General features: G+C 72.6%; 18 protein-coding genes. 10 read left to right on the top strand and 8 right to left on the bottom strand.

The window, feature by feature from the left end:
- Positions 1 to 106 precede the first annotated feature (106 nt).
- The gene (locus V9U69_RS17215; RefSeq protein ID WP_337063085.1) at positions 107 to 880 is read left to right on the top strand and encodes a hypothetical protein; all 774 of its coding nucleotides are present in this window, start codon (positions 107 to 109) and stop codon (positions 878 to 880) included.
- A 12-nt stretch (positions 881 to 892) separates the two neighbouring features.
- On the opposite strand, the gene V9U69_RS17210 is transcribed toward V9U69_RS17215, so the two are convergent.
- On the bottom strand, positions 893 to 2,422 hold the full coding sequence (locus V9U69_RS17210; protein WP_337063084.1) for an ATP-binding protein: 1,530 nt from the start codon (positions 2,420 to 2,422) through the stop codon (positions 893 to 895).
- 106 nt (positions 2,423 to 2,528) lie between these two features.
- Between V9U69_RS17210 and V9U69_RS17205 the strand changes: the two genes are divergently transcribed.
- Together V9U69_RS17205 and V9U69_RS17200 are read left to right on the top strand one after the other, a co-directional pair.
- The gene (locus tag V9U69_RS17205; RefSeq protein WP_337063083.1) at positions 2,529 to 3,494 is read left to right on the top strand and encodes an exonuclease domain-containing protein; all 966 of its coding nucleotides are present in this window, start codon (positions 2,529 to 2,531) and stop codon (positions 3,492 to 3,494) included.
- 125 nt (positions 3,495 to 3,619) lie between these two features.
- On the top strand, positions 3,620 to 4,867 hold the full coding sequence (locus tag V9U69_RS17200) for an ATP-binding protein (protein WP_337063082.1): 1,248 nt from the start codon (positions 3,620 to 3,622) through the stop codon (positions 4,865 to 4,867).
- A gap of 105 nt (positions 4,868 to 4,972) precedes the next feature.
- On the opposite strand, the gene V9U69_RS17195 is transcribed toward V9U69_RS17200, so the two are convergent.
- Positions 4,973 to 6,652 carry an amidase gene (locus V9U69_RS17195; protein ID WP_337063081.1) on the bottom strand — a complete coding sequence of 560 codons (1,680 nt, stop codon included), beginning with the start codon at positions 6,650 to 6,652 and terminating at the stop codon, positions 4,973 to 4,975.
- A gap of 239 nt (positions 6,653 to 6,891) precedes the next feature.
- On the opposite strand from V9U69_RS17195, the gene V9U69_RS17190 reads away from it, so the two are divergent.
- From V9U69_RS17190 to V9U69_RS17175, 4 genes are all read left to right on the top strand, one after another.
- Positions 6,892 to 7,161 (top strand): helix-turn-helix transcriptional regulator, encoded by a 270-nt coding sequence (locus V9U69_RS17190; RefSeq protein ID WP_337063080.1) that lies wholly within the window; start codon positions 6,892 to 6,894, stop codon positions 7,159 to 7,161.
- Positions 7,158 to 8,417: a HipA domain-containing protein gene (locus V9U69_RS17185; protein WP_337063079.1), complete on the top strand. Its 1,260-nt coding sequence runs from the start codon at positions 7,158 to 7,160 to the stop codon at positions 8,415 to 8,417. Before V9U69_RS17190 ends, V9U69_RS17185 begins: the two co-directional genes overlap by 4 nt.
- Before the next feature lie 61 nt (positions 8,418 to 8,478).
- Complete coding sequence (locus tag V9U69_RS17180; protein ID WP_337063078.1) at positions 8,479 to 9,297, top strand: hypothetical protein; 819 nt, start codon at positions 8,479 to 8,481, stop codon at positions 9,295 to 9,297.
- A 114-nt stretch (positions 9,298 to 9,411) separates the two neighbouring features.
- Entirely contained in the window at positions 9,412 to 9,789 is a 378-nt protein-coding gene (locus tag V9U69_RS17175; RefSeq protein ID WP_337063077.1) for a hypothetical protein, read from the top strand.
- 49 nt (positions 9,790 to 9,838) lie between these two features.
- Here the strand turns inward: V9U69_RS17175 and V9U69_RS17170 are convergent, their stop codons facing one another.
- The gene (locus tag V9U69_RS17170; protein WP_337063076.1) at positions 9,839 to 10,060 is read right to left on the bottom strand and encodes a nucleotidyltransferase domain-containing protein; all 222 of its coding nucleotides are present in this window, start codon (positions 10,058 to 10,060) and stop codon (positions 9,839 to 9,841) included.
- A gap of 382 nt (positions 10,061 to 10,442) precedes the next feature.
- Here V9U69_RS17170 and V9U69_RS17165 point away from each other — a divergent pair, with 382 nt between their 5' ends.
- A complete protein-coding gene (locus V9U69_RS17165) occupies positions 10,443 to 12,014 on the top strand; it encodes a hypothetical protein (RefSeq protein WP_337063075.1) in 1,572 nt (523 codons plus the stop codon).
- On the top strand, positions 12,011 to 14,113 hold the full coding sequence (locus tag V9U69_RS17160) for a nuclease-related domain-containing DEAD/DEAH box helicase (protein WP_337063074.1): 2,103 nt from the start codon (positions 12,011 to 12,013) through the stop codon (positions 14,111 to 14,113). Before V9U69_RS17165 ends, V9U69_RS17160 begins: the two co-directional genes overlap by 4 nt.
- 88 nt (positions 14,114 to 14,201) lie before the next feature.
- Here V9U69_RS17160 and V9U69_RS17155 read toward each other — a convergent pair whose 3' ends face one another.
- The 3 genes from V9U69_RS17155 to V9U69_RS17140 all read right to left on the bottom strand — a co-directional run bounded on the left by V9U69_RS17155 (position 14,202) and on the right by V9U69_RS17140 (position 19,004).
- Positions 14,202 to 17,321, bottom strand: a complete 3,120-nt coding sequence (locus tag V9U69_RS17155; protein ID WP_442907807.1) for a DUF3427 domain-containing protein — start codon at positions 17,319 to 17,321, stop codon at positions 14,202 to 14,204.
- A 400-nt stretch (positions 17,322 to 17,721) separates the two neighbouring features.
- A complete protein-coding gene (locus V9U69_RS17145; RefSeq protein WP_337063071.1) occupies positions 17,722 to 18,870 on the bottom strand; it encodes a site-specific integrase in 1,149 nt (382 codons plus the stop codon).
- Between the two features lie 2 nt (positions 18,871 to 18,872).
- Entirely contained in the window at positions 18,873 to 19,004 is a 132-nt protein-coding gene (locus tag V9U69_RS17140) for a helix-turn-helix domain-containing protein (protein ID WP_337063070.1), read from the bottom strand.
- Positions 19,005 to 19,086: 82 nt separating this feature from the next.
- Between V9U69_RS17140 and V9U69_RS17135 the strand changes: the two genes are divergently transcribed.
- Positions 19,087 to 20,255 (top strand): IS3 family transposase gene (locus tag V9U69_RS17135; protein WP_337063115.1). Its coding sequence is split into 2 segments (ribosomal slippage): positions 19,087 to 19,375 and positions 19,375 to 20,255, totalling 1,170 coding nucleotides; the frame shifts between segments, so codons are not numbered across the junction.
- Positions 20,256 to 20,368: 113 nt separating this feature from the next.
- Here the strand turns inward: V9U69_RS17135 and V9U69_RS17130 are convergent.
- Entirely contained in the window at positions 20,369 to 20,557 is a 189-nt protein-coding gene (locus V9U69_RS17130) for a helix-turn-helix transcriptional regulator (protein WP_337063069.1), read from the bottom strand.
- Positions 20,558 to 20,582: 25 nt separating this feature from the next.
- On the bottom strand, positions 20,583 to 20,811 hold a 229-nt coding region (locus V9U69_RS17125), incomplete at its 5' end, for a hypothetical protein (protein WP_337063068.1).

The raw sequence follows: 20,811 nt of genomic DNA, 5'->3' as shown, positions 1-20,811 counted from the left end.
TCGGCCGGGCGCAAGCAGGCGTGCGGGCCGTCCTGGGAAACCCCCTCGCCAGTGGGGCACGCCTCGGTAGGGTCCCGACCTCTCGTCCCCGGCGAAGGGTCCCGCCATGTCCACCTCCCACCCGGCGCGCTGGGGCGCCGCGGTGCTCCTCGCGGGGATCACCGCGTCCGCGTGCGGCGCGGAGCCGGCGTCTCCTGCCGAAGCGCCGGGCAGTACGACCACCGCAGCCTCCCCCTCCACGTCGAGCGGTGAGCCCATCCCCGCGCGCGAGGCGCTGCGGTGGGACGAGGAGCACCTGACGGGTTCCGACGGCACCTTCACGTGGGACGTCACCGTCCCGCGCGCCGCGGGCCCGGCGGTGGCCGGCGAGGTGAACCGCCGCGTGACCGCCTCCACCGACCACGTGGTCGAAGCCGCCGCGGCCACCGTGCTCGAGGGGGACCCGCCGCGCCTGCTCACCGGGGAGGGCACCGTCACCACCGACGACTGGCGCACCGTGCAGGTGGTGCTGGAGTTCGTCGACTTCACCGAGGGCACCGCCCACCCGACGATGTCCGTGACCACCGTCGTCCTGGACATCGAGCGCGAACGGCCGGTGGTCCTCGGCGACGTGTTCGCCGACCCGCGCGCGGCGTTCGAGGAGCTCGCGCCCGTGGTGGAGGAGATCGCCGACGCAGCGGGGCAGCCCGTCACCGAGCCCGAGGGGCTCGCGCCGCAGGAGGTGAACTGGGCGGCGTGGCAGTCCGGGGAGGACGGGATCGCGTTCTGGTTCCAGGACCACCAGCTCGGTGGGCACGGCACCCGGCAGTACCTGGTGCCGTGGGACCGGGTCGAGCACCTCCTGACGCCGGGGGCGCACGAGCTGCTGGCACCCGTCTGAGGGAGCTGCTCGTCAGGGTGTGCGGTACCGCCGTCGCCGGTCCCGCGGGGGAGCGGTCGCCACGACCTGCCCTTGTTCGACGAGCTCGGTGAGGTAACGGGTGACGGCGAGGCGGTTGAGCCCCAGCGCTGAGGCCAGGTCGGCGACGTGGTGCTCCCGGCCGTCGTCGAGCAGGGCGAGCAACGCCTGCACGCGTTGCTGCTTCGCCCGGGTCGGGGAGGTCTGTGGTGCAGCAGGTCCGCCGCTGGTGGGTGCGGTGGTGCGGCCACGTGAGCCGATTCCCCCGTCGTCGACCGCGGGTGTGCGGCGGAGGACCACCCGGAAGCGCGTGAGGCTCGTGCGGAACTCCGGCAGGGGCAGCCCGGCGCGCCGCAGCAGGCCCGACATCACCGCGATCCCGCTTCCGCGGTTCTCGCACACCACCCGGTCGGTGCCCGGCAACGGGACGTCCGCGAGCAGCAGGGCGAGCCGGCTGTTGCGGCTGGAGGAGAGCTCACCGAGCGAGTCGGTGGTGACGGGGCCGAACAGGCCGCCGGGGCTGACGACCTCCAGGCGGTCCGGGTACATCTCCACCTGCACCTGGGTGCCGCGGCTGAGCGGCCCGTAGTCGCGGTGCATGACGGCGTTGACGACCGCCTCCCGCACGGCTTCGACCGGGTAGTCGTAGGTGTCGACGCGCCCGGTGCCGGTGACCGTGGAACGCCGAGCCATGTTGCGGACCACGGCGTCGACGGTGTCCTCCACCACGACCGGCAGCGGCCCGGTGAGCGTCTGGTTGTCCAGGAAGCGCGGCCCGTCCACGGGCAGTGAGCCCATGTCGGCGGCGGGGATGTTGACGAAGGAGACGTGCAGTTGGGGGAGGAACTGCTGCGGGTACGTCCCGAGCGCCAGGAGCCCCGCCAGGCTCGGCACCAGGTGCCCCTCGTGGCGGACCAGGACGTTCAGGCGCTGCAGCGCCACGTCCTCGAGGACGTCGCGGAACACCCGGGGCTGGCGTCGCCGGACGTGGGCGAGCAGGGCGGCCACGGCGTCGTCGTCGAGGTCCTCGCGCGAGGCCCCGGTGGGCTCCACGTCGTGCAGCGGCTGGCCGCGGTTCCCGCGCAGCGCCTGCGTCTCGTAGTCGGTGAGGAGCCGGTCGCCCTCGTGGCTGCGGGTGTAGGAGCCGGCGCGCTCGCCGCGCGCGGTGACCCAGCACGGTTTGCGGTCGGCGGGCAGTTCGGGGACCCGGGCCGCCACGAGCGGGGCGCCGTCGACGTCGACCACGTCGATCTCCAGGCGCAGCGGCGGGGTCAGCTCCGTGGCGGCGGTCTCGTCGAGGAGCCGTGCGGTGCGCGGGGCGTCGAAGCCGTCGGCGGGCCGGAACCCGGTGGCCTCGTCCACGCCGAGGAGCAGCAGCCCACCGCGGTCGTTGGCGAAGGCGCTCAGCGTCTCGCGGACGCTCTTCGGCAGTCCGCCGGTCGCGGCCTTCGCCTCGACGGTGGCCGACTCGCCGTGCCGGCGCAGCAGTGCGAGCACCGCGCGCACCTCCTCGGGAGTGGGCACGGTGGCTCCTCATCTACATCTACATCTACATGATACGGACTATGTATATGTACCATGTGGGAACGAGGCTTCCACTCCCGTCGGACCGGGCGCGCATCATGGGCTCGTGCTCCCCCACACCCCGCCCGCTGACCCGCCCGACCCCCTCCCCGCGGACGTCGTCGCCCGCTACCCGCACCCTTACGCCGTCGTGGACGTCGAGACCACCGGCATGGACGCCTCCGCCGACCGGGTCGTGCAGGTCGCGGTGGTGCAGCTGGCCGCGGACGGGCGCGTGGAGGGTGCGTGGGACTCCCTGGTGGACCCCGGTCGCGACCCCGGGCCCACCCACGTGCACGGCATCAGCGCTGAGATGCTGCACGACGCCCCCGCCTTCGCGAACGTCGTCGGCAAGCTCGCGGACCTGCTCGCCGGGCGGGTGCTCGTCGCCCACAACGCCCCCTTCGACTGGGGTTTCCTGCACGAGGAGTTCAAGCGCACCGGCGCCGAGCACCGCGTGCCGCACTTCCTGTGCACGGTGACGCTGAGCCGGCGGCTGCGCCTGCCGCTGCCGGACCTCACCCTCGCCCGCGTCGCCGCGCACTGGGGCGTGGCGCAGGAGCGCGCCCACGACGCCGTCGACGACACCCGCGTGCTCACCGAGGTGCTGCGCGCCTCCCTGCGCGAGGCGGCCGAGCAGGGGATCGACCTGCCGCTGATCCCGTTGCTGCAGAACCCGCCCACCCCGGCGCAGCGGCGCTGGCGGCGCCCGGCCACCGCACCGCGCACCCCCTGCGCGTTCACCGACCCGGGGCGCTGGGTGCCGGGCGAGGCGCTGGTGCAGGGCACCAAGGTCGTCTTCAGCGGCGACACGACCACCCCGCGCGAGGACCTCATCGCCCGCTCGATCACCGCCGGCCTGGACGTGATGAACGGCGTCAGCCGCACCACCGGGCTCCTGGTGACCAACGAGCCGGACGCCAGGGTGCGCAAGGTGCTCGACGCGCGCAAGCACGGGGTGCCGGTGGTGGACGAGAAGGCGTTCGAGGCGCTGTTGGCGGGCATCGCGCCGGGCACGCCGAAGGAGGCGTGATCGGCGTTGAGTTGCGCTGGAGGACCGCATTTGGTAGCCCAGGAGGGCCGCGAAAGGTAGCGTAGAAGTCGTGCGAAAGGTAGCGTGATCTTGTGTCTTCACCTGCCCCGTACGCGCCCCGCGTCGTGGATCGTGAGCTCGACGAGCTCTTGCCCGGCCTGGCCGCCGTGGCGCTGGAAGGCGCCAAGGGGGTCGGCAAGACCCGCAGCGCCCTCCAGCGAGCCCGCACGGTCGTGCGGCTGGACGACCCGACCCAGCGCGACGTCGCAGCGGCGGACCTGTCGCGCGCCCTGCGCGGACCCGCTCCCGTGCTGCTGGACGAGTGGCAGCACCTGCCCGCCACCTGGGACGCCGTGCGGCGGGCCGTGGACGACGGTGCGGAGCCCGGTTCCTTCCTGCTCGCCGGCTCAGCGGTCCCTCGCGACGCCGGGGTGCACAGCGGCGCGGGGCGCATCGTCCGGCTGCGGATGCGCCCCATGACGCTCACCGAGCGCGGGGTGGCCGTCCCGGCGGTGTCCTTCGCCGAACTGCTGAGCGGGCGCCGTCCGGCCGTCGAGGGCGCGACCGACGTGGGGGTCGAGGACTACGCCGAGGAGATCTGCGCCTCGGGCCTGCCCGCGATCCGGCCCCTGCCCCCGCGGCTGCGCCGTGCCCAACTGGACGGCTACGTCGACAGCATCGTCGACCGGGACTTCCCCGACCTCGGCCGGGCGGTGCGCAACCCCGTCCCGTTGCGGCGCTGGATGGCCGCCTACGCGGCCGCCGAGTCCACGGTCACCGCCTACGACCGCCTGCGCGACGCCGCCACCCCCGGCGACGCCGACAAACCCGCCAAGACGACGACGATCGCCTACCGGGACATCCTCGAACGGCTCTGGTTCCTCGACCCGGTGCCGGCGTGGACACCGTCGCGCAACCACCTGGCCCGCCTGGCCGCCGCGCCCAAGCACCACCTGGCGGACCCGGCGTTCGCCGCGCGCCTGCTCGGCGTCGACCCGGGCGCCCTCGTCGGTGCTGCTCCGGCCGCCACCGCCGGACGTGAGGCGACTCTGCTCGGTCAGCTCTTCGAGTCGCTGGTCACCCTCGACGTCCGCGTGTACGCGCAGGCGGCCGAGGCGCGCACCGGGCACCTGCGCGTGCGCGGCGGTGAGCACGAGGTCGACCTGATCGTCGAACGCGGTGACGGCCGGGTCGTCGCCGTGGAGGTGAAGCTCGCCGGGACGGTGACCGACGCCGACGTGAAGCACCTGACCTGGCTGCGGGGTGAGCTCGGCGAGGACCTGCTCGACGCCGTGGTCGTCACCGCCGGTCCGCACGCGTACCGGCGGCGGGACGGGATCGCGGTCGTGCCGGCCGCACTCCTGGGGCCGTGAGGGGCGCCGGCACGCCGAGCACGTCGGGGCGTCCCGCCGCCACCTCGCGGCGGCGGGACTCCCCTGCGCTCACGCGCCGAGCGCCGGGAGGGTGCTGCGCCCGGCTCAGCTGTCCTCGCGCGCCGGGCCGGTGGCGACGACCTCCTTCGGGATCGTGCCGTTGCGCGGCAGTTCCGGGGTGCTGGCCGGCGCCAGGCGGTGCTGAGTGGCCTGCTCGTAGTCGTAGGCCATCGCCAGCAGCGTCGCGTCGGTGGAGCGGGGTGCGGCCAGTTCCAGCCCCACGGGCAGGCCCGCGGCGGTGAACCCGGCGGGCAACGAGATCGACGGGACGCCCGTGTTGGCGCCGACGTCGCAGAACGTCGTGCCGGCCCAGTCCTCGTTCGCCGGCGCCTCGGACGTCGGCATGGCCAGTGCGTCGAGGTCGTGCTGCTCGAAGAAGGCGTCCATCGCGTCCTTCCCGGCCTCCTGCGCGGCGACGGCCGCGTCGTAGGCGGGGTTGGGCACGTCCTCCAGCGCCAGCCACGAGTCGAGGGTCTCCGGCTCCAGGGACGAGCGGCCGTCGGCGACGACGTCGGAGAACGTCAGCTCGTCGGCGGGAGCGGTCAGCTCCGCCAGACCCTCGGGCCACTCGGCCTTCGTCGAGGCGAAGAACGCGTCGACGCTGGCGCGCATGTCGATCCACCCGCCGCTGGCGAGCTGCTCGCGGACGAACTCGCGGGTGAAGGGCACCTCGACGATCTGCGCGCCCTCGGCGGCCAGGTCGGCGACGGCCCGGTCGACGATCCCCGTCACCTCCTCGGTGCCCGGGCGGGGACCCTCGGGGGTGGATTCCGAGTAGTCCCAGTGGAAGTAGCCGATCCGCTTGCCTTCCAGGGCGGTGTCGCTCAGGCCCGGGACGAACGTGGACGGGTCCTGTTCGGCGGCGATCTCGGTCTGCGGGTCGGCGAGGTCCTCACCGGCGAGCACGCTGCCGAGCAGGGCGGCGTCCTCCACCGTCGTGGTCATCGGGCCGGACACGTCCTGGCGCAGCGACAGCGGCACGATCCCGGCGACGCTCGTCAGGCCCATCGTCGGGCGGTAGCCCACCAGGCTCTGGTGCGCGCTGGGGCCGATGATCGACCCGCACGAGTCGGTGCCCAGACCCGCAGCGGCGAAGCTCGCGGCGATCGCCGCGCCGGTGCCGCCGCTGGAACCGGAGGCGCTGAGGTCCTGGTCGTACGGGTTGGCGGTGCGCCCGCGCACCGAGGACAACGTGAAGGTGCCGTGCCAGGCGAACTCGGCCATGTTCGTCTTGCCCAGGACGATCGCCCCGGCGTCGCGCAGCCGCTCCACCGCCGTGGAGTCCTCGAGGGTCTGGTAGTCGGCCAGCGCGACGCTGCCGACGGAGGTCGGCATGTCGTAGGTGGCGTAGTTGTCCTTCACCAGCACCGGCACCCCGTGCAGCGGGCCGCGGGAGATGCCGGCGGCGCGCTCGGCGTCGAGCAGGCGGGCGTTCTCCAGAGCGGTCGGGCTGACGGTCACCACCGAGTGGAGGCCCGGCTGGTCGGCGTAGGCGTCGTCGTAGGCGGCGATGCGGTCCAGGTACGCCTGCACCAGCTCCACCGAGGTCGTCGTCCCCGCGGCGAGCATGTCCAGCTCGTCGCTGACGCTGAGGCCGACGACGCGGGGCAGTTCGTCGTGCGGGGTGGGGGAGGCGCTCGCGGGGGCGAGGGCCGGGGCGAGGCAGAGCGCGGTGGCTGCCAGCAGCGCGGCGGAGCGGCGGCGGGCGCGGGACGGGACGGGCACGGGACCTCCGAGGACGACGGGCTGTCGCGCCGGACCGTAGGTGCGCCCGGGGTCGCCGGTGCTTCGCCGAGGTGACGGCTGTGTTACGCCTGAGACGGGTGTGACGGAGGTGTTCCTCCCGCGAGTTCCGACTGTCCGTTGAGCCGCCTGGCAGCACGGATCGTCCCCAGGTGGTCGGCGCTCGAGCTGGGGACGTGCGCCCCCGCTCCGCTTGACCGGATTTCCTGGCAACAGGCACGATGGTCCGTGTGACAGGAAATCCGGGCATCTCGGGAGTGCGCCGCGCTGCGACCCCCGCTCAGCTCGGTCAGGCCCTCGCCGACCTTCGCCACCGGGCCGGGATGAACCAGCAGGAGCTCGCCGAGTGGGCGGGGGTGAGCCGGCAGTACGTCAGCCTGCTGGAGACCGGTGAGGTGTCGTTGCAGGTCAAGCGCCTCTTCGACCTCTTCGCCGTGCTCGGGCACGACCTCGCGGTCGTCCCCCGCGGCGCCGGCGCACCGCGATCATGACCCCGCGCACACCACCCCTGGCCGTGTGGCTGCGCGGCGAGCCGGTCGCGGAACTGGTGGAGGTCCGCAGCCGGCAGCTCAGCCTCCGCTACCTGCCGGCGGCGGTCGAACGGTGGGGGAACGGCGCCGTCGTCCTCTCCGCGTCGCTGCCGGTGCGACCCGCCCCGTACAGCGTCGGCAGCACCCGGCCGTTCATCGAGGGGTTGCTGCCCGAGGGCGAGTTCCGCACCGCCGTCGAGCGCACCTTCGACGTTCCCCGCGGTGACGTGGCCCGCCTCCTCGCCGCCATCGGGGCGGACTGCGCTGGGGCCGTCCAGGTGCTCCCGGACGGTGAGCGCCCCGTCGACGACCTCGGCGGCACCGAGCCGCTGGACGCCGGCGGGCTCGAGGAAGCGCTCGCGGCCCTGCCGCAGCAACCCCTCGGCGTGGGCCACGGGGTGCGGCTGTCCCTCGCCGGCCGGCAGGACAAGCTCTTGCTCGCCCGCCGCCCCGACGGTTCGTGGGCGCGGCCCGTCGGCGGCGCCCCCTCGACGCACCTGCTCAAACCCCAACCGGACACGTTCCCCGACCTCGTGCAGCTCGAGGCGTTCGGCCTGACCTTCGCCCGCCACCTCGGCGCCGACACCGCCTCCGCAGAGGTCCTCGAGGTGGCCGGCCGCCCGGTGCTCAGCATCGCCCGCTACGACCGGCACGTCGGCGCGGACGGCCGGGTGGTCCGCACGCACCAGGAGGACTTCTGCCAGGCGTGCGGACGGCTGCCCGACGAGAAGCACCAGGCCGACGGCGGGCCCGGCTGGCGGGACATCGCCGCCGTCGTGCGGGCGGTGACCGCCGACCCGCGAGCCGAGCTGCTGGCGCTCGCCCGTGCGCTGCTCACCACGGTGCTCGTCGGCAACGCCGACGCCCACGCCCGCAACCTCTCCCTGCTGCACACCGAGGGTGGCTCCCGGTTGGCGCCGCTGTACGACGTCGTGCCGACCCTGCACCTGGCCCGCACGCCCGGCGCCGCGCCGCTGGAGCGCCGGACGGCCGTGTCGGTGAACGGCGGGTGGGACGCCGACGGTGTCGACCGCAGCGACGTGCTGGCTGAGTTCTCGTCGTGGCCGCTACCCACCCGAACGGTGGAACGACTGCTCGACGAGGTCCTCGAGCGGGCGCTCGACCCGGCAGTGGTGACGCTGGCGGGAGCGCGCGAGGACCTGGTCACGGCGATCGCGGCCGGGGCCGAGAGGCTCACCACCCAGAGCCGGACCTGACGCACCCGAGTCCGACACGCCACGGCTCGACGCCGCCGAGCGCGACGAGCAGTCTCGCGCTGTGCGCGCCGAACTGCAGGGCAAGCTCGACCCCGCGGCGACGCTCGCGGCGGAACGCATGGAGGACACCCTCACGGACGCCGTGTTCTCCGCGGTGCGCTACCTGCCGCGACAGCGCCTGTTGAAGCCCTTCCTCGCGGCCGCCCTGCCCGAGGTCGAGTTCTCAGCCGCCGACGTCGAGCGCGCGACGATCACCCTGTGGCCGAAGCTGCCGGTGAGCCTGCTGCCCGGGCGGCAGGTCGAACCCGACGTCCTCGTGCAGGTCGCCGGTCACCTGATCGCTGTCGAGGCGAAGTACCACGCCGGGTTCGGCCGGTACCAGGTGGATGGGCACGGGACGCTGCAGCAGCTGACGGTCCAGTGGTGCGCCCTCTCCGAACGTGCCGCCGCGCAAGGGTTGAGCGCGACCGTCGTGGCGCTGACCAACGGGATGTCGGAGCCTGTGGACGTGGCGCGGGCGCGCGAGGAGCTCGACGAGCTGGTCGGGGCGGGCGCCGCCGCAGGACGTCCGCAAGTCCGCTGGCTGCCCTGGCGAGTAGTCGCCGACCTCCTGCGGGGCCTGAGGGATCTCGCGGTGCACGAACAGGCGCTGCGCGACGACACGGTCGAACTCATGGAACGCAGGGGAGTGGCCAGGGTGTTCAACGGTTTCGACGTCACCGACTACCAGCAGGTCGCCGACGCGCACCGCGTCGCGGCCGAGCGCCTCTACCCCGCCATCTCCACGTTCGTGCAGGAACTGACGGCCCGGTTGGAAGACGACGGGATCGCATGGGGGTGGCCCCAGAAGGGTCTGTGGACCGCCGGCGGCCTGGGGTGACAGCGGCCGCAGGAGTGGGCGCGCGACCACTTCGCCGCCGCCTACTGGCCCACCGCCTGGCCGCGGCGGACGACCGGGAGCGACCGCATCGCCCTGTACGTCCTCTTCGACTTCGTGCGCCCCGGCGTGGAGGTCGGCTACGTGCAGGAACCACCCACCTGGGCCGCCGCGCAACGCTCCTGGGCACCCCACCACGCCGACCTGGCGGCCCAGCTCAACGCCCTCGACGGTTCTCCGTTCGCCTTGGTCGTGGACGCCGGGGACTGGACGGCACCCGCCGCGGAGGTGCCGGTCGGCGAGGTGTCCGCTGCGCTGCTCGGCCAGCTGAGCGCGTACAGCCACCTGAGGTTGTCGCGGCGGTTGGCCGTGGAGGAGGTCACCGCTCCCGACGTGGTGCGGGAGGCGGTGGTGCAGGTTCAGGCAGCCGTCGAGGCGTGCCCTGCGTTCACGGCGATGCTCCTCGCCTCGGGTCAACTGGCTGCGCCTTCGTGAACCGCCCGCGTTCCGGGGCGCGGTGACGCAGGCCTCACCACGACCAGCTTCACCCGAGGCGATGGCCGGTGCGCACCTGCACCTCGTTGCCCGTCCACCGCCGACCGTGAACCTCCAGGTCGCCGACGATTCGGTCGGTGGTGTCGTCAGCGGTGCCGTCAGGGACGACGAGGAGGAGGTCGGTGTCGCTGTCCGCTCCCGCTTCTCCTCGGGCGAAGGAGCCAAAGCAGGCCAGCGAGAGGTGCCGATCGTCGGGGAGGTGCTGGTGCACCAGAGCGCGCAGCCGGCGCGGTGTACCCCGCGTCCGGTCATCGGAGTGGTGCGCCGCCAGAGGGTGTGGAGCACGGCGCCTTGAACGGTGGGGAACAGCGCGGAGAGAGGCTGGACCCAGTTCACGTCGCCACCTCCCCCGTCCGGTGGAGTGCTCGTATGTGCACTGAAGTGCACATACGAGCACTCCACTGCACCCCGGTCCAGTGGTCGATGTCGAGGGCCTGCTCCTACCCCGTGGGAGAGCCCTTGCAGCCGTTCGAGTGCTTCGCCTGCTCCGTTCCGGTACCGCACCTCCGCCTGCTCCGGACTCGTGTCGACAACACTCCACGTACCTGCCGTACCACGCAGCAGGTTCTCGAGCAGCACGGGGAGGAGCGGTCGTGCAGGTCCAGTACGTCGTCGACTTCGACGTCCGCTCCCGCACGCACCCGACCGCGCCCGCCGTCCACGACGTGCTGCTGCGGCACGTGCAGGAGTGGCTGGAGACCGGGCACGAGGGCGTGCCCGACCTGGCCGCCCTGCCCGCTGACGGCTCGTGCGCCCTGACCCGCCGGGAACCCCACCCCGGCTCGCCCGCCGCCGCCGGTCCCCGGCAGTTGTCCTGGCACCGGGTGGCCACCGCGAGCAGCACCGCGCAGCGCCTCGACCTGCGGGTGCCCGTTCAGGGTGTTCCGGTCACCCACGTCACCGGTGTCACGCTCGCCGCCGGAGCCGACCACCCCACGGCGACGCTGCGCGTCGTCACCGGCCGCGAGTCGCACGGCGGCTGGATCGCCCCGGCACCGCAGACGTTCCTGCGCCGCCCGGTGCTCGTGCGCCGCGTCGTCGAGGACCCCGACCTCGTGGTCTCCGCGTACGGCCGCCGCGTCGACGGCCGGCGCGCCGACGTCACCGGCCCCGCCGAGGCCGAGCTGCTCGCCGAGGCGCTGCGCCGCACCGACCGGTTGCCGGTGCTGCTCGTCGCACCCGCCGAGACCTGGCACCTGGAGTTCGCGGACGTCGCCGCGCTGGAGCTGCCGGGGCTGGCGAACGTCGTCTGCCTGCGCTCGCGCGGTGCCCGGGACCTCGTCGCCCGGCTGGGGCGCGGGCTCGACGTGCCCGTCGGTGGTGCGCGGCTGGTCTGGCCGCACCTGGAGCCGCTGACGCACCCGGTGTTCGGCCCGGAGCGGATCGCGGCCCGGCGCGGTCTCGACGTTGTCGACGAGGTCCTCGGGATGATCGCCCCGCTGGCGGTGGTCTCCCGCGGCATCGACGTCGCGTACCGCACGACCGAGCGGGCGGCCCGCGCCCTGGCGCGCCTGGACGCCCAGCGCCGGCTGGAGGCCGCCACGGCCGCCGGGGACGAGCACCGGCAGGTCGACGCGCTGCGCGGCGAGCTCGACGCGGCCCGGTGCGAGATCGAGGAGTGGGTTCAGGAGGTGCACCGGCTCGAGGACGAGGTCGCCTCGCTGACGGTCGCCCTCGGCGGGCTCGGGCGGGTCCCGTCACTCCACCGCGTCCCCGACTGGGAGGACGCCCCACCGCTGGAACCCGACGACGCTGGACCGCTGCTGGACTTCCTCGAGGAGCGCAGCGGCGGCCGGCTGCGCTTCACCAGCGGTGCTGCCCGCAGTTGGCGCAAGTCCGGCTACCTGCACCCGGACCTCATGCGTTCCGCGCTCGTGACGCTCGCCCGGGCCTCGGTGGCCTTCGCCGACTCCCAGGGCCGCATCACCGGCCGGTTGACGGACTGGTTCCGGGCGGAGTTCGGCCTCGACGTGGCCACGACCGACCTGGCGCTCAAGCAGTCCGGCCGCGCGAACTTCGAGTTCGAGGGCCACCGCCTCGACGGCGTCCCGCACGTCAAGCTCGGCGACGCCAAGAGCCCCCGCGAGTGCGGGCGCGTCTACTTCGCCCACCAGAGCGACCCGGCGCGGTTCGTCGTGCACCACGTCGGGGTGCACGACCTGTGAGCGCCGTGACGGCGGGAGCCTCCCAGGACGTCGAGGCCCGACGCGCGCGTGCCCTCGCCGAGGAGTACCTGCGCCTCGCCGCGCAGCAGCAGCGGATCGTCCGCCGCCACGAGGCCGGCGGTGCGGGTGAGCGCAAGATCGGTGCGCTGCTGCAGCCCATGTCCAGCTCCGGTTGGACGCTGCTGGCCGACCGCCGTTGGCCGGGCACCCGGGCGGCCAACGTGGACCTGCTGCACGTGGGTCCCGGCGGAGTGCTCGTCGTCGACGTCAAGAACTGGCGGGAGGTGCACGTCGAGGACGGACGCCTGTACCGCGGGCAGGAGGACGCGCACGACGACGTCGACAAGGTGCTGCGCATCGCCGAGCTCGCCGAGCAGACCGTCGCCGAGGTGGGACTCGCACCGCTGGAGGTGGTGCCGGTCCTCGTCTTCGTCGGCAAGGCGTTCGGGCCGCTGACCCTGGGCCGGGTCACGGTGATGGGCGAGAAGCACCTCGTGCCGTGGATCAACCGCCGCGGCGATCGCCTCGACGCCGAGAAGCTGCCCGAGGTGCTGGCCGTCCTCGAACGCGACTTCCCGCCCCACGAGGACGCCGGCCCGGTCGAGATCAGCCCTGTCGTGGTCCCGCCCGTCCTGCCGCTGCAGGCCGCCGAGGAGCAGCCGGAGCAGCAAGCCCTCTTCAGTGCCGAGGAACTCGAAGCGTCCCTCCTCGACGGTGCGCTCGCCGCCCCCATCGAGGACTGGATGGCGTTCCTGCACCCCAGCCAGGCCAAGCTCGTCCGCCAGAGCCGCAACGGCCCCGCCCGGGTGCGGGGCCCCGCCGGCACCGGCAAGACCGTCATCGGCCTGCACCGCGCCGCCTACCTCGCCGGAACCCGCCCCGGCCGGCTGCTGTACGTCTCGTTCGTCCGCACCCTGCCGACCGTGCTGGCTGCCACCTTCGCCCGGCTGGCACCCCAGCACGTCGAACGGGTCGAGTTCCGCGGGCTGCACTCGTGGGCGCGGCGGTTCCTCACCGAGCGCGGTGTGCGCCACCGCGTCGACCTCAAGGCCGCCGACACGTGCTTCTGGCGGTCGTGGGCGAGCGTGGGGCGTTACTCGGCGCTCGCCGAGGTTCCGGTGCCCGTGCAGTACTGGAAGGAGGAGATCGCTTCCGTCATCAAGGGGCGGGGGTTGACCGACTTCTCCGAGTACGCCGACCTCACCCGGGTGGGGCGCTCCACGCCCTTGAACCGCGCCCAGCGCGAGGCGGTCTGGCAGCTGCATGCGCACTACTGCCAGCTGCTGCGCTCCCGCGAGCTGCATGACGCGGCGGACCTCCTCTTCCTCGCGCTTGCCGAGGTGCTGCGGCGCCCGCTGGAGGAGCCCTACGTCGCCGTCATCGTCGATGAGGTACAGGACCTCAGCCGCGTGGGCGTGCAGCTGCTGCACGCGCTCGGCGGCGACGGCCCCGACGGGCTGCTGCTCATCGGCGACGGCCAGCAGGCCGTCTACCCGGGCGGTTTCACCCTGTCCGAAGCGGGCATCAACGTCCGCGGCCGCTCCACCGTCCTGGAGACCAACTACCGCAACGCCTCCAAGATCCTCGAGGCGGCCGTGGCCGTTGTCGCCTCCGACGCCTTCGGCGACCTCGACGACTCCCTCGAAGCGGGTGCCCGGCGGATGGAGGTCGCCCGCGACGGCGGGGTGACCGTGCGCGTCGACGCCCCCGACGTGCGCAGCCTGGAGATGGCGCTCGTCCAGGCCGTGACCGACCTCGCGGCCTCGGGAGCCGGTCTCGGGGACTGCGCCCTGCTCACCGCCACCACCGCGGACGCGTCCCGGTACGCCGGTCTCCTGCGCCGAGCCGGGCTGCCGCTCGTGCCGCTGGAGGAGTACGTGGGGCAGACGTGCGGGCGGCTCAAGGTCGGCACCATCAAGCGGGCCAAGGGCCTGGAGTTCAAGCACGTCTTCCTGCCCGGCTTGCGCGAGGGCGGGTCCGCCGCCAAGCCGGGGGAGTCGGAGACCGCGTGGCGGGAGCGGCTGGAGGTGGAGCGGCGGGAGCTGTACGTGGGGATGACGAGGGCGCGCGACAGCTTGTGGTTGGGCTTCCTGCAGTGACGCTCGGCGCAGCGGGACCACGGCTGCCCGAGATGATCGACGAGGAGGGCAGGGACGCGGCATCGGGCACTTTCTACTGCGGATCTGGTCAGCTCGCGTTGACGAGTGCCGCCTCGGTGAAGAAGTCCATCGGCATCGCGTGGTGCAACCGCCACGTGATGCCGATGGGTCGCTCGCCCTGGTGCGAGACGTAGTCGGCCGGACCGAGGAACAGGTACGGCTCCGCCCCGAGGTCACCCTGCTTGCGCTGCCGAGCGAAGAGCAGCACGTGGGTGCCCATCGCGCGGTGGTTCAGGTACCGCTGACCCGTCGGTGAGGCGACCGTCGTGCGCGACTGCGACTCCCAGTGGAACAGCTCCCGCGTCAACGGGTAGTCGCGGTACATCGTCGTCGGGGAGTAGTCGGCTTCCGACTTCGTCAGGGTGATGAGCAAGGCGTCCGTGCGCCGGTCGGGCGCCCAGACGACACCTTCACGGAACGACATCGGCGGGCGAGCGGCAGTGGCGACGCCGAGCGCGCTAACGATCTCGTCACGGGAGTAGCGGGCGTGCACGCTCAGCGGCAGGTCGGCCAGCTCACCGGCGAGCGCCGCCGTGGGGTGGCGGGCAGCGTCGAAGGCGATGTCGACGAGCTGACGCAGCTCGTCGCGGACGGCGGGTTCACCCCGCAGCACGTCGAGGACGTGCGGCAGGTCGCCGGGCGCACCGGATGGCCAGAAAGCCGCGGTGAGCATCCCGGCGAGGTGGCGTTCGGCGGGGGAGAGCGCGTCGAGGGAGACGTCGTCGGCGAGCAGTCGGGCGTAGGCATCGCGACGCAGCCGGTCGTCGACGTGGGTGACGGCGCGCACTCGCTTCAGCAGCGCGCCCTCCGCGGGGCCGGCCGGACGCGTCTCCGTCCCGGCGCGGCGGCGCAGGTCGGTCCACGAGCGGTTGGCGCCGAGCAGCTCCCGCACGCTGAGCCCGCTGGCGATGAGGAAGGCCGCGATGCTGCTGCTCGGGTGCGCCCGCACCTCGCTGACGAGCCCCGGGGTGCGCGGGCTGAGCTGGCGCTTGATGCTCGTGACGACACGGTCCTGCACCACCTCGTCGAGGACGATGGAGCACCCCGCCGGCAGGAAGGGAAACCCCTGCTCGGCCTGGTGCTGCAGCGCGCCGCGGCTGACACCGGTGAGCGCCCGGAAGCGGGTGTCGAAGCGGAAGTCGGCGTTCTGGTGGCCGACGAAGTCCAGCGCGGTCAGCACCGCCTTGCCGGGAGAGGTGCGCAGACCGCGGCCGAGCTGCTGGAGGAAGACGGTCGAGGACTCCGTCGGTCGCAGGAAGAGGACGGTGTCCACCTGCGGCACGTCCACGCCCTCGTTGTAGAGGTCGACGGCGAAGAGGACGCGCACCTCGCTGTCCTTCAACCGCCGCAGCGCCCCCGTGCGTTCCTCGGGGGTGCTGCTGCCGCTGACGGCGAGCGCGTCGATGCCCGCCTCGCGGAAGACGCGCGCCATGTAGTGCGCGTGCTCGACGCTGACGCAGAAGCCGATCGCTCGCATCGAACCCACATCGCCGACCCGGCGGCGCAGCTCCCGCAGCACCAGCCGCGCCCGGGCGTCGTCACCGGTGTAGAGGTTCGTCAGCCCCTCGACGTCGTAACCACCGCGGCGCCAGGTGAGGTCGCGCAGGTCCGTGCCGTCGTCCACGGCGAAGTAGTGGAACGGCACCAGCAGGTCGTCGGCGAGCGCGTCCCACAACCGCAGCTCCGCCGCGGTGCGCCCGCCGAAGAGCGCAAGCACGTCCTGGCCGTCGGCGCGCTCCGGCGTCGCCGTGAGTCCTAGCAGCTCGATCGGCTCCAGCCGGTCGAGGACGCGCTGGTAGCTGCCGGCGCTGGCGTGGTGGCACTCGTCGAGCACGACGACGTCGTACTGGCGCGGGTCCATGCTGGCGAGGAGGTCGGCGTTCAACGACTGCACGCTGGCGAAGACGTGCCGGCCCCGGCGCGGGCGCTCCTCGCCGACGAGCAGCTCCCCGAACGCGCCGTCGCCCAGCACCTCCCGGTAGGTGCGCCGCGCCTGCTCCAGCAGTTCCCGGCGATGAGCGACGAACAGCAGGGTCAGGTCGCGCCCGTGCTGCTCGCGCAGCTGCCGGTAGTCGAAGGCGGCGAGGACGGTCTTGCCGGTGCCGGTGGCTGCGACGACGAGGTTGCGGTGCCGGTCGTGCAGCTGCCGCTCCCCGGCCAGCTGCTCGAGCATCTCCTGCTGGTGGGGTCGCGGGGTCACCTCCAGCCCCGACAGGTCGACCGGCGTCCCCGGGCCGCGCTGCCCGCCGGCCTCAGCGAGCGCGGCGTCCAACCGGTCTGCGTCCCGCGCCGGCACGTACGCCTCGAAGTTGCTGCTCTCCCAGTAGCTGGCGAAGGTCGCGTCGAACTTCGTCAGCAGCGCCGGGTTCGCCACCGCGGACAGGCGGACGTTCCACTCCAGGCCGTCGAGCAGCGCGGAGCGGGACAGGTTGGAGGAGCCGACGTAGGCGGTGCTGAAGCCGGTGGCGCGGTGCACCACCCACGCCTTCGCGTGCAGCCGGGTGCGGGTCGTCTCGTAGATGACCTTCACCTCGGCGCCGAACTCGTCCACGAGGGCGTCCACGGCCCGGCGTTCCGTCGCGCCCATGTACGTGGTCGTGATGACCCGGAAGGGCACACCGCGGTCCTTGAGGTCCCGCAGCGCGGTCTCCAGCAGGCGCAGGCCCGACCACTTGACGAAGGCGCACAGCAGGTCGACGCGGTCCGCGCTGGCCAGCTCCGCCCGCAGCTCCGCCGCGAGGCTCGGGTCGGCGGTGCTGTTCGTCAGCAGAGCCGCTTCCGACAGCGGTGTCGCCGGCCGGACGGTCGACGGTTGGGCGAGGGTCCGCCGCCGGTGGGCCGCCAGCAGCTGCTGCGGGGCGCCCTTCTCGTCGGGGACGGGCACCGCCCCGTGCTCGCCGAGGACGCCGAGCAGGTCACGGACGAGGGTGAGGCGGTCGGTGTGATCGGTCGTCGTCTCCAGCGCTCGCTGGACGACCGCGCTGACGTGCCGAGCGAGCACGTGGGGTACATCTGCGTCGTCGACGCTGCGGAGGACAGTTGCCCAGTTCTCAGCCTGGCGCAGGACCAAGTCCAGGTCGGCGGCTACGAGGCTCTCATGCAGGCCTTCGACGAGGTTGTCGGTCGACGGAAGGCCCTCTTCGCTCACCCACTCACTGTCCCAGACGAGCGCACGCTGCCTTGGCTAATCGCCGGCTACTGCGTCGAGCTGCGAGCCGAGACGGTCGAACCGGACTAGCCGGCCTGGTGCACGCAGACATGGACATGAAGGTATCGACCATAGGTCGGTATGGCGATGAGGTGGACATGGCCGACCAGCCGTGCGGTGCGCCTCATGGCGCGCCATCTATCGCTACGTGGCCACCTGCCGCTCGTTCTCATCTGTAGCGCGCCAAATGAGGCCTCATAAGCGTCCCCCGGCTACCGACTTGTAATCGGGCGGTTCGGGGTTCGAGTCCCCGTGCCGGCTCCCCGCTGACCTGCGGAAACGCCCGCCGCGGTCGTGATTGTCGGCTCAGGTGCAGCCAAAGGTGCAGCCAAGGCCCCGATCATGGCCGCTCACCCCAGAGAGCCGTCTGCATCGACGTCGCCGCCTCACCCAGCATCGACGGCATCACGTGCGAGTACGTGTTCATGGTCAGGCCGATCTGGGAGTGCCCGAGGACTTCCATGACGACCCGCGGGTGCATGCCCTGCGCCAGCAGCAGCGAGGCCGCCGTGTGGCGCAGGTCGTGCAGCCGGACCGGCCGGACCCCGGCGACGCGCAGCAGCGCCTTGAACGCCTTCGCGTCGTTGCTGGCGTCGAGGGCCGAGCCGATGGGCGTGGTGAAGACGAGCTGCGGGTCCACCCACACCAGCGCCGCCGCCCGCTCCACCTCCTGCGCCTCCCGGTGCCGGCGGAGCGCCTCGACGAGGTAGGGCGGCATCGACAACGTCCGGGCGGAGCGGGCCGACTTCAGCGACGTGAAGCGCGCCGGCTCCCCGGCCCGGCCCCGGGCGAGCTGCCGCCGGATCCGCACGGTGGCGGTGTCCAGGTCGACGTCCTCCCAGCACAGCCCCAGCGCCTCGCCCTGGCGCAGCCCGAGGGTGAGCGCCGCGACCCAGCGCGCCTCGAGCCGCTCACCCGGGGCGGCGCTGAGGACCTGCCGCGCCTCGTCCACCGTCAGCGGCTCGACGCGATACTCCTGCCGCGAGGGCGGGTCGACGAGGAGAGCGACGTTGCGGCTGACGAGGCCCCACTTCATCGCGACGTTGAGCGAGCGGCGCAGCGTGGCGTGGATGTGCCGCACGCTCGCCGCCGACAGCCCCGCCGCGGTCTTCGCCGCGTAGAGGTCGGCGAGGTGGCGGGGCTCCAGCTTGTCCAGCTTGATCCGCCCGAGGCTCGGCTCGATGTGCCGGCGGAAGTCCCGCTCGTAGTTCACCAGCGTGGACGGGCGGACCTTCGGCGCCGCGACCTTCTCCAGGTACGTCGGGAACCACGCCGAGACGGTCACCGACTCCCGCACAAGGGTGCCGTTGCGCTGCGCCTGCAGCGTCTCCTGCAACCAGGTCGCCGCCTCCCGGCGGGTGCGGCGCAGCGCGTACTTCCGCCGGCGCCGGCCGTCGTGCCAGCCGAGGTCCACCGAAGCGCGCCACCGGCCGTCCGCGGTCTGGAAGATCGAGCCCTCCCCGTGCCCGCGCCGGCCCCTGCCCGCCATCGCTACGCCGCGTCCTGGCGCAGCCGCTCGACGTACTCCGCCAGGCAGGTCGACGGGATGCGGCGCAGCTTGCCGATGTGCACCGACGGCAGCTGCCCGCCGGCCATCAGCTCGTACACCTTCGACCGGCCCACCCCGAGCACCGCGGGGGTCTGCCCCCGCTTTGGTTGACTCCAACCTATGAGGATCATGGTCCTCGCTGGAAGGATGACCATCGTGCACAAGCGCTACCCCGAGGAGTTCCGCCGCGACGTGATCGCCGTCGCCCGCCAAGGTGGGCAGACCCGGGCCCAGGTGGCCCGCAGCTTCGGGATCTCCGAGTCCTGCCTGGGTCGCTGGCTGAGGATCGCCGACCGCGAGGACGGCCTGACCGTCCCCACCTCGCCTGACGGGGCATCGGCAGAGTCCGACGCTGAGCTACGAGAGCTGCGCAAACGCAACAAGCTGCTGGAACAGGAGAACGAGATCCTGCGGCGGGCAACGGCGTACTTCGCCCGCGACGTCCTTCCAAAATGATCTACCCGCTGGTCCGTGACCTTGCCGAGGACGGGATCCCCGTCGCGGTGGCCTGCCGGGTGCTGGACTTCTCCAAACAGGCCTACTACAAATGGCGCACCTCGCCCGTCACCGACCGGGACTGGAGCGACGCCCACCTCATTAACGCCGCCATCGACATCCACCACGACGATCCCGAGTTCGGCTACCGCTTCATCGCTGACGAACTCGAGCAGCAAGGCGTGACAGCCTCGCGCAACCGCGTCCAGCGCCTGTGCAGCCTGCAGAAGCTGTTCTCAGCCCACGCCCGCAGACGCGGCGCAGGGCTCCGACCAGGCCCGCCCGTCCACGACGACCTGGTCCGCCGGAAGTTCACCGCCCAGATGCCGAACACCCTCTGGCTGACCGACATCACCGAGCACCCCACCGCCGAGGGCAAGCTCTACCTTTGCGCGATCAAGGACGCCTGCTCCAACCGCATCGTCGGCTACTCCATCGACACCCGAATGACCGCCGACCTCGCGGTCCAGGCGTTGCAGAACGCGCTGACGTTGCGCGGCGGGACCGATGTCCTCGAGCTCGTGGTCCACTCCGACCGCGGAGCGCAATTCCGTTCGCACCGCTACCTTCGCGTCCTCTCGGCAGCGCAGGCACGCGGGTCGATGGGCCGGGTCGGGACCTGCGCGGACAACGCTGCGATGGAGTCGTTCTTCAGCCTGCTGCAGAAGAACGTTCTCAACCGCCGGCGCTGGGCCAACCGGGAGGAGCTACGCATTGCCATCGTCTCCTGGATCGAGCGGACCTACCACCGCCGGCGCCGGCAGCGGGCGCTCGGTCGACTAACGCCCATCGAGTACGAGACACTCCTCCAAGCCGCTCACGCGGCTTGACCGCCCCTACCCGCGAGAGTCAACCGAAGTAGGGGCAGACCCCGGCGGCCTCGTTGGCGGTCAGCAACAGCTTGTCCATGTCGTTCGTCTCCTCGGTCTTGTCATTCAGGTGGTCAGACGGCGTTCTCGGCGAGCCAGGCCCGCACGGCGGCCGGGTCGTAGCGCAGGTGCCGGCCGACGCGGTACGCCGCGGGGCCGGTGTGGAGGTAGCGCCACTGGTAGAGCGTGGTGACAGGAACGGCCAGGAAGTCGGCGACCTGCTGGACCGTCCAGAGCCGGTCAGGCGCGTGGTGGTGGGTCACGGGGTTCTCCTCTCGTGCGTTGTCGTCATTCGCTGATTCGAGAAATCGTTCGATGCTGGACCAGTTCCGGTGTCGTGGCTTGAAGTAGCGCGGCCCGTCCGTTGTCGCCACAGTGGTCACCGGCAAGAGCGATCTCCGTCATGGACAGCGACCGTTGAAGTGCGACCCGGTAGGAGACGAGATGGCGCAGGCAACCGAGGCGACGAAGAAGAATCAGTGACTGTTTCAGATGTGTGGTGAGGGCTGCGCCGGCC

Source organism: Kineococcus sp. G2 (assembly GCF_037154035.1).
In the GTDB taxonomy this organism is placed as follows: domain Bacteria; phylum Actinomycetota; class Actinomycetes; order Actinomycetales; family Kineococcaceae; genus Kineococcus.
The sequence above is the reverse complement of the archived record's forward strand: the minus strand, read 5'-3'. Positions and strand labels throughout refer to the sequence as shown.

Excerpts from the sequence above, each read along its gene's own strand:
- V9U69_RS17215 (WP_337063085.1), top strand. The coding sequence starts at position 107 with ATGTCCACCTCCCACCCGGCGCGCTGGGGCGCCGCGGTGCTCCTCGCG.
- V9U69_RS17190 (WP_337063080.1), top strand. The coding sequence starts at position 6,892 with ATGGTCCGTGTGACAGGAAATCCGGGCATCTCGGGAGTGCGCCGCGCT.
- V9U69_RS17185 (WP_337063079.1), top strand. The coding sequence starts at position 7,158 with ATGACCCCGCGCACACCACCCCTGGCCGTGTGGCTGCGCGGCGAGCCG.
- V9U69_RS17145 (WP_337063071.1), bottom strand. The coding sequence starts at position 18,870 with ATGGCGGGCAGGGGCCGGCGCGGGCACGGGGAGGGCTCGATCTTCCAG.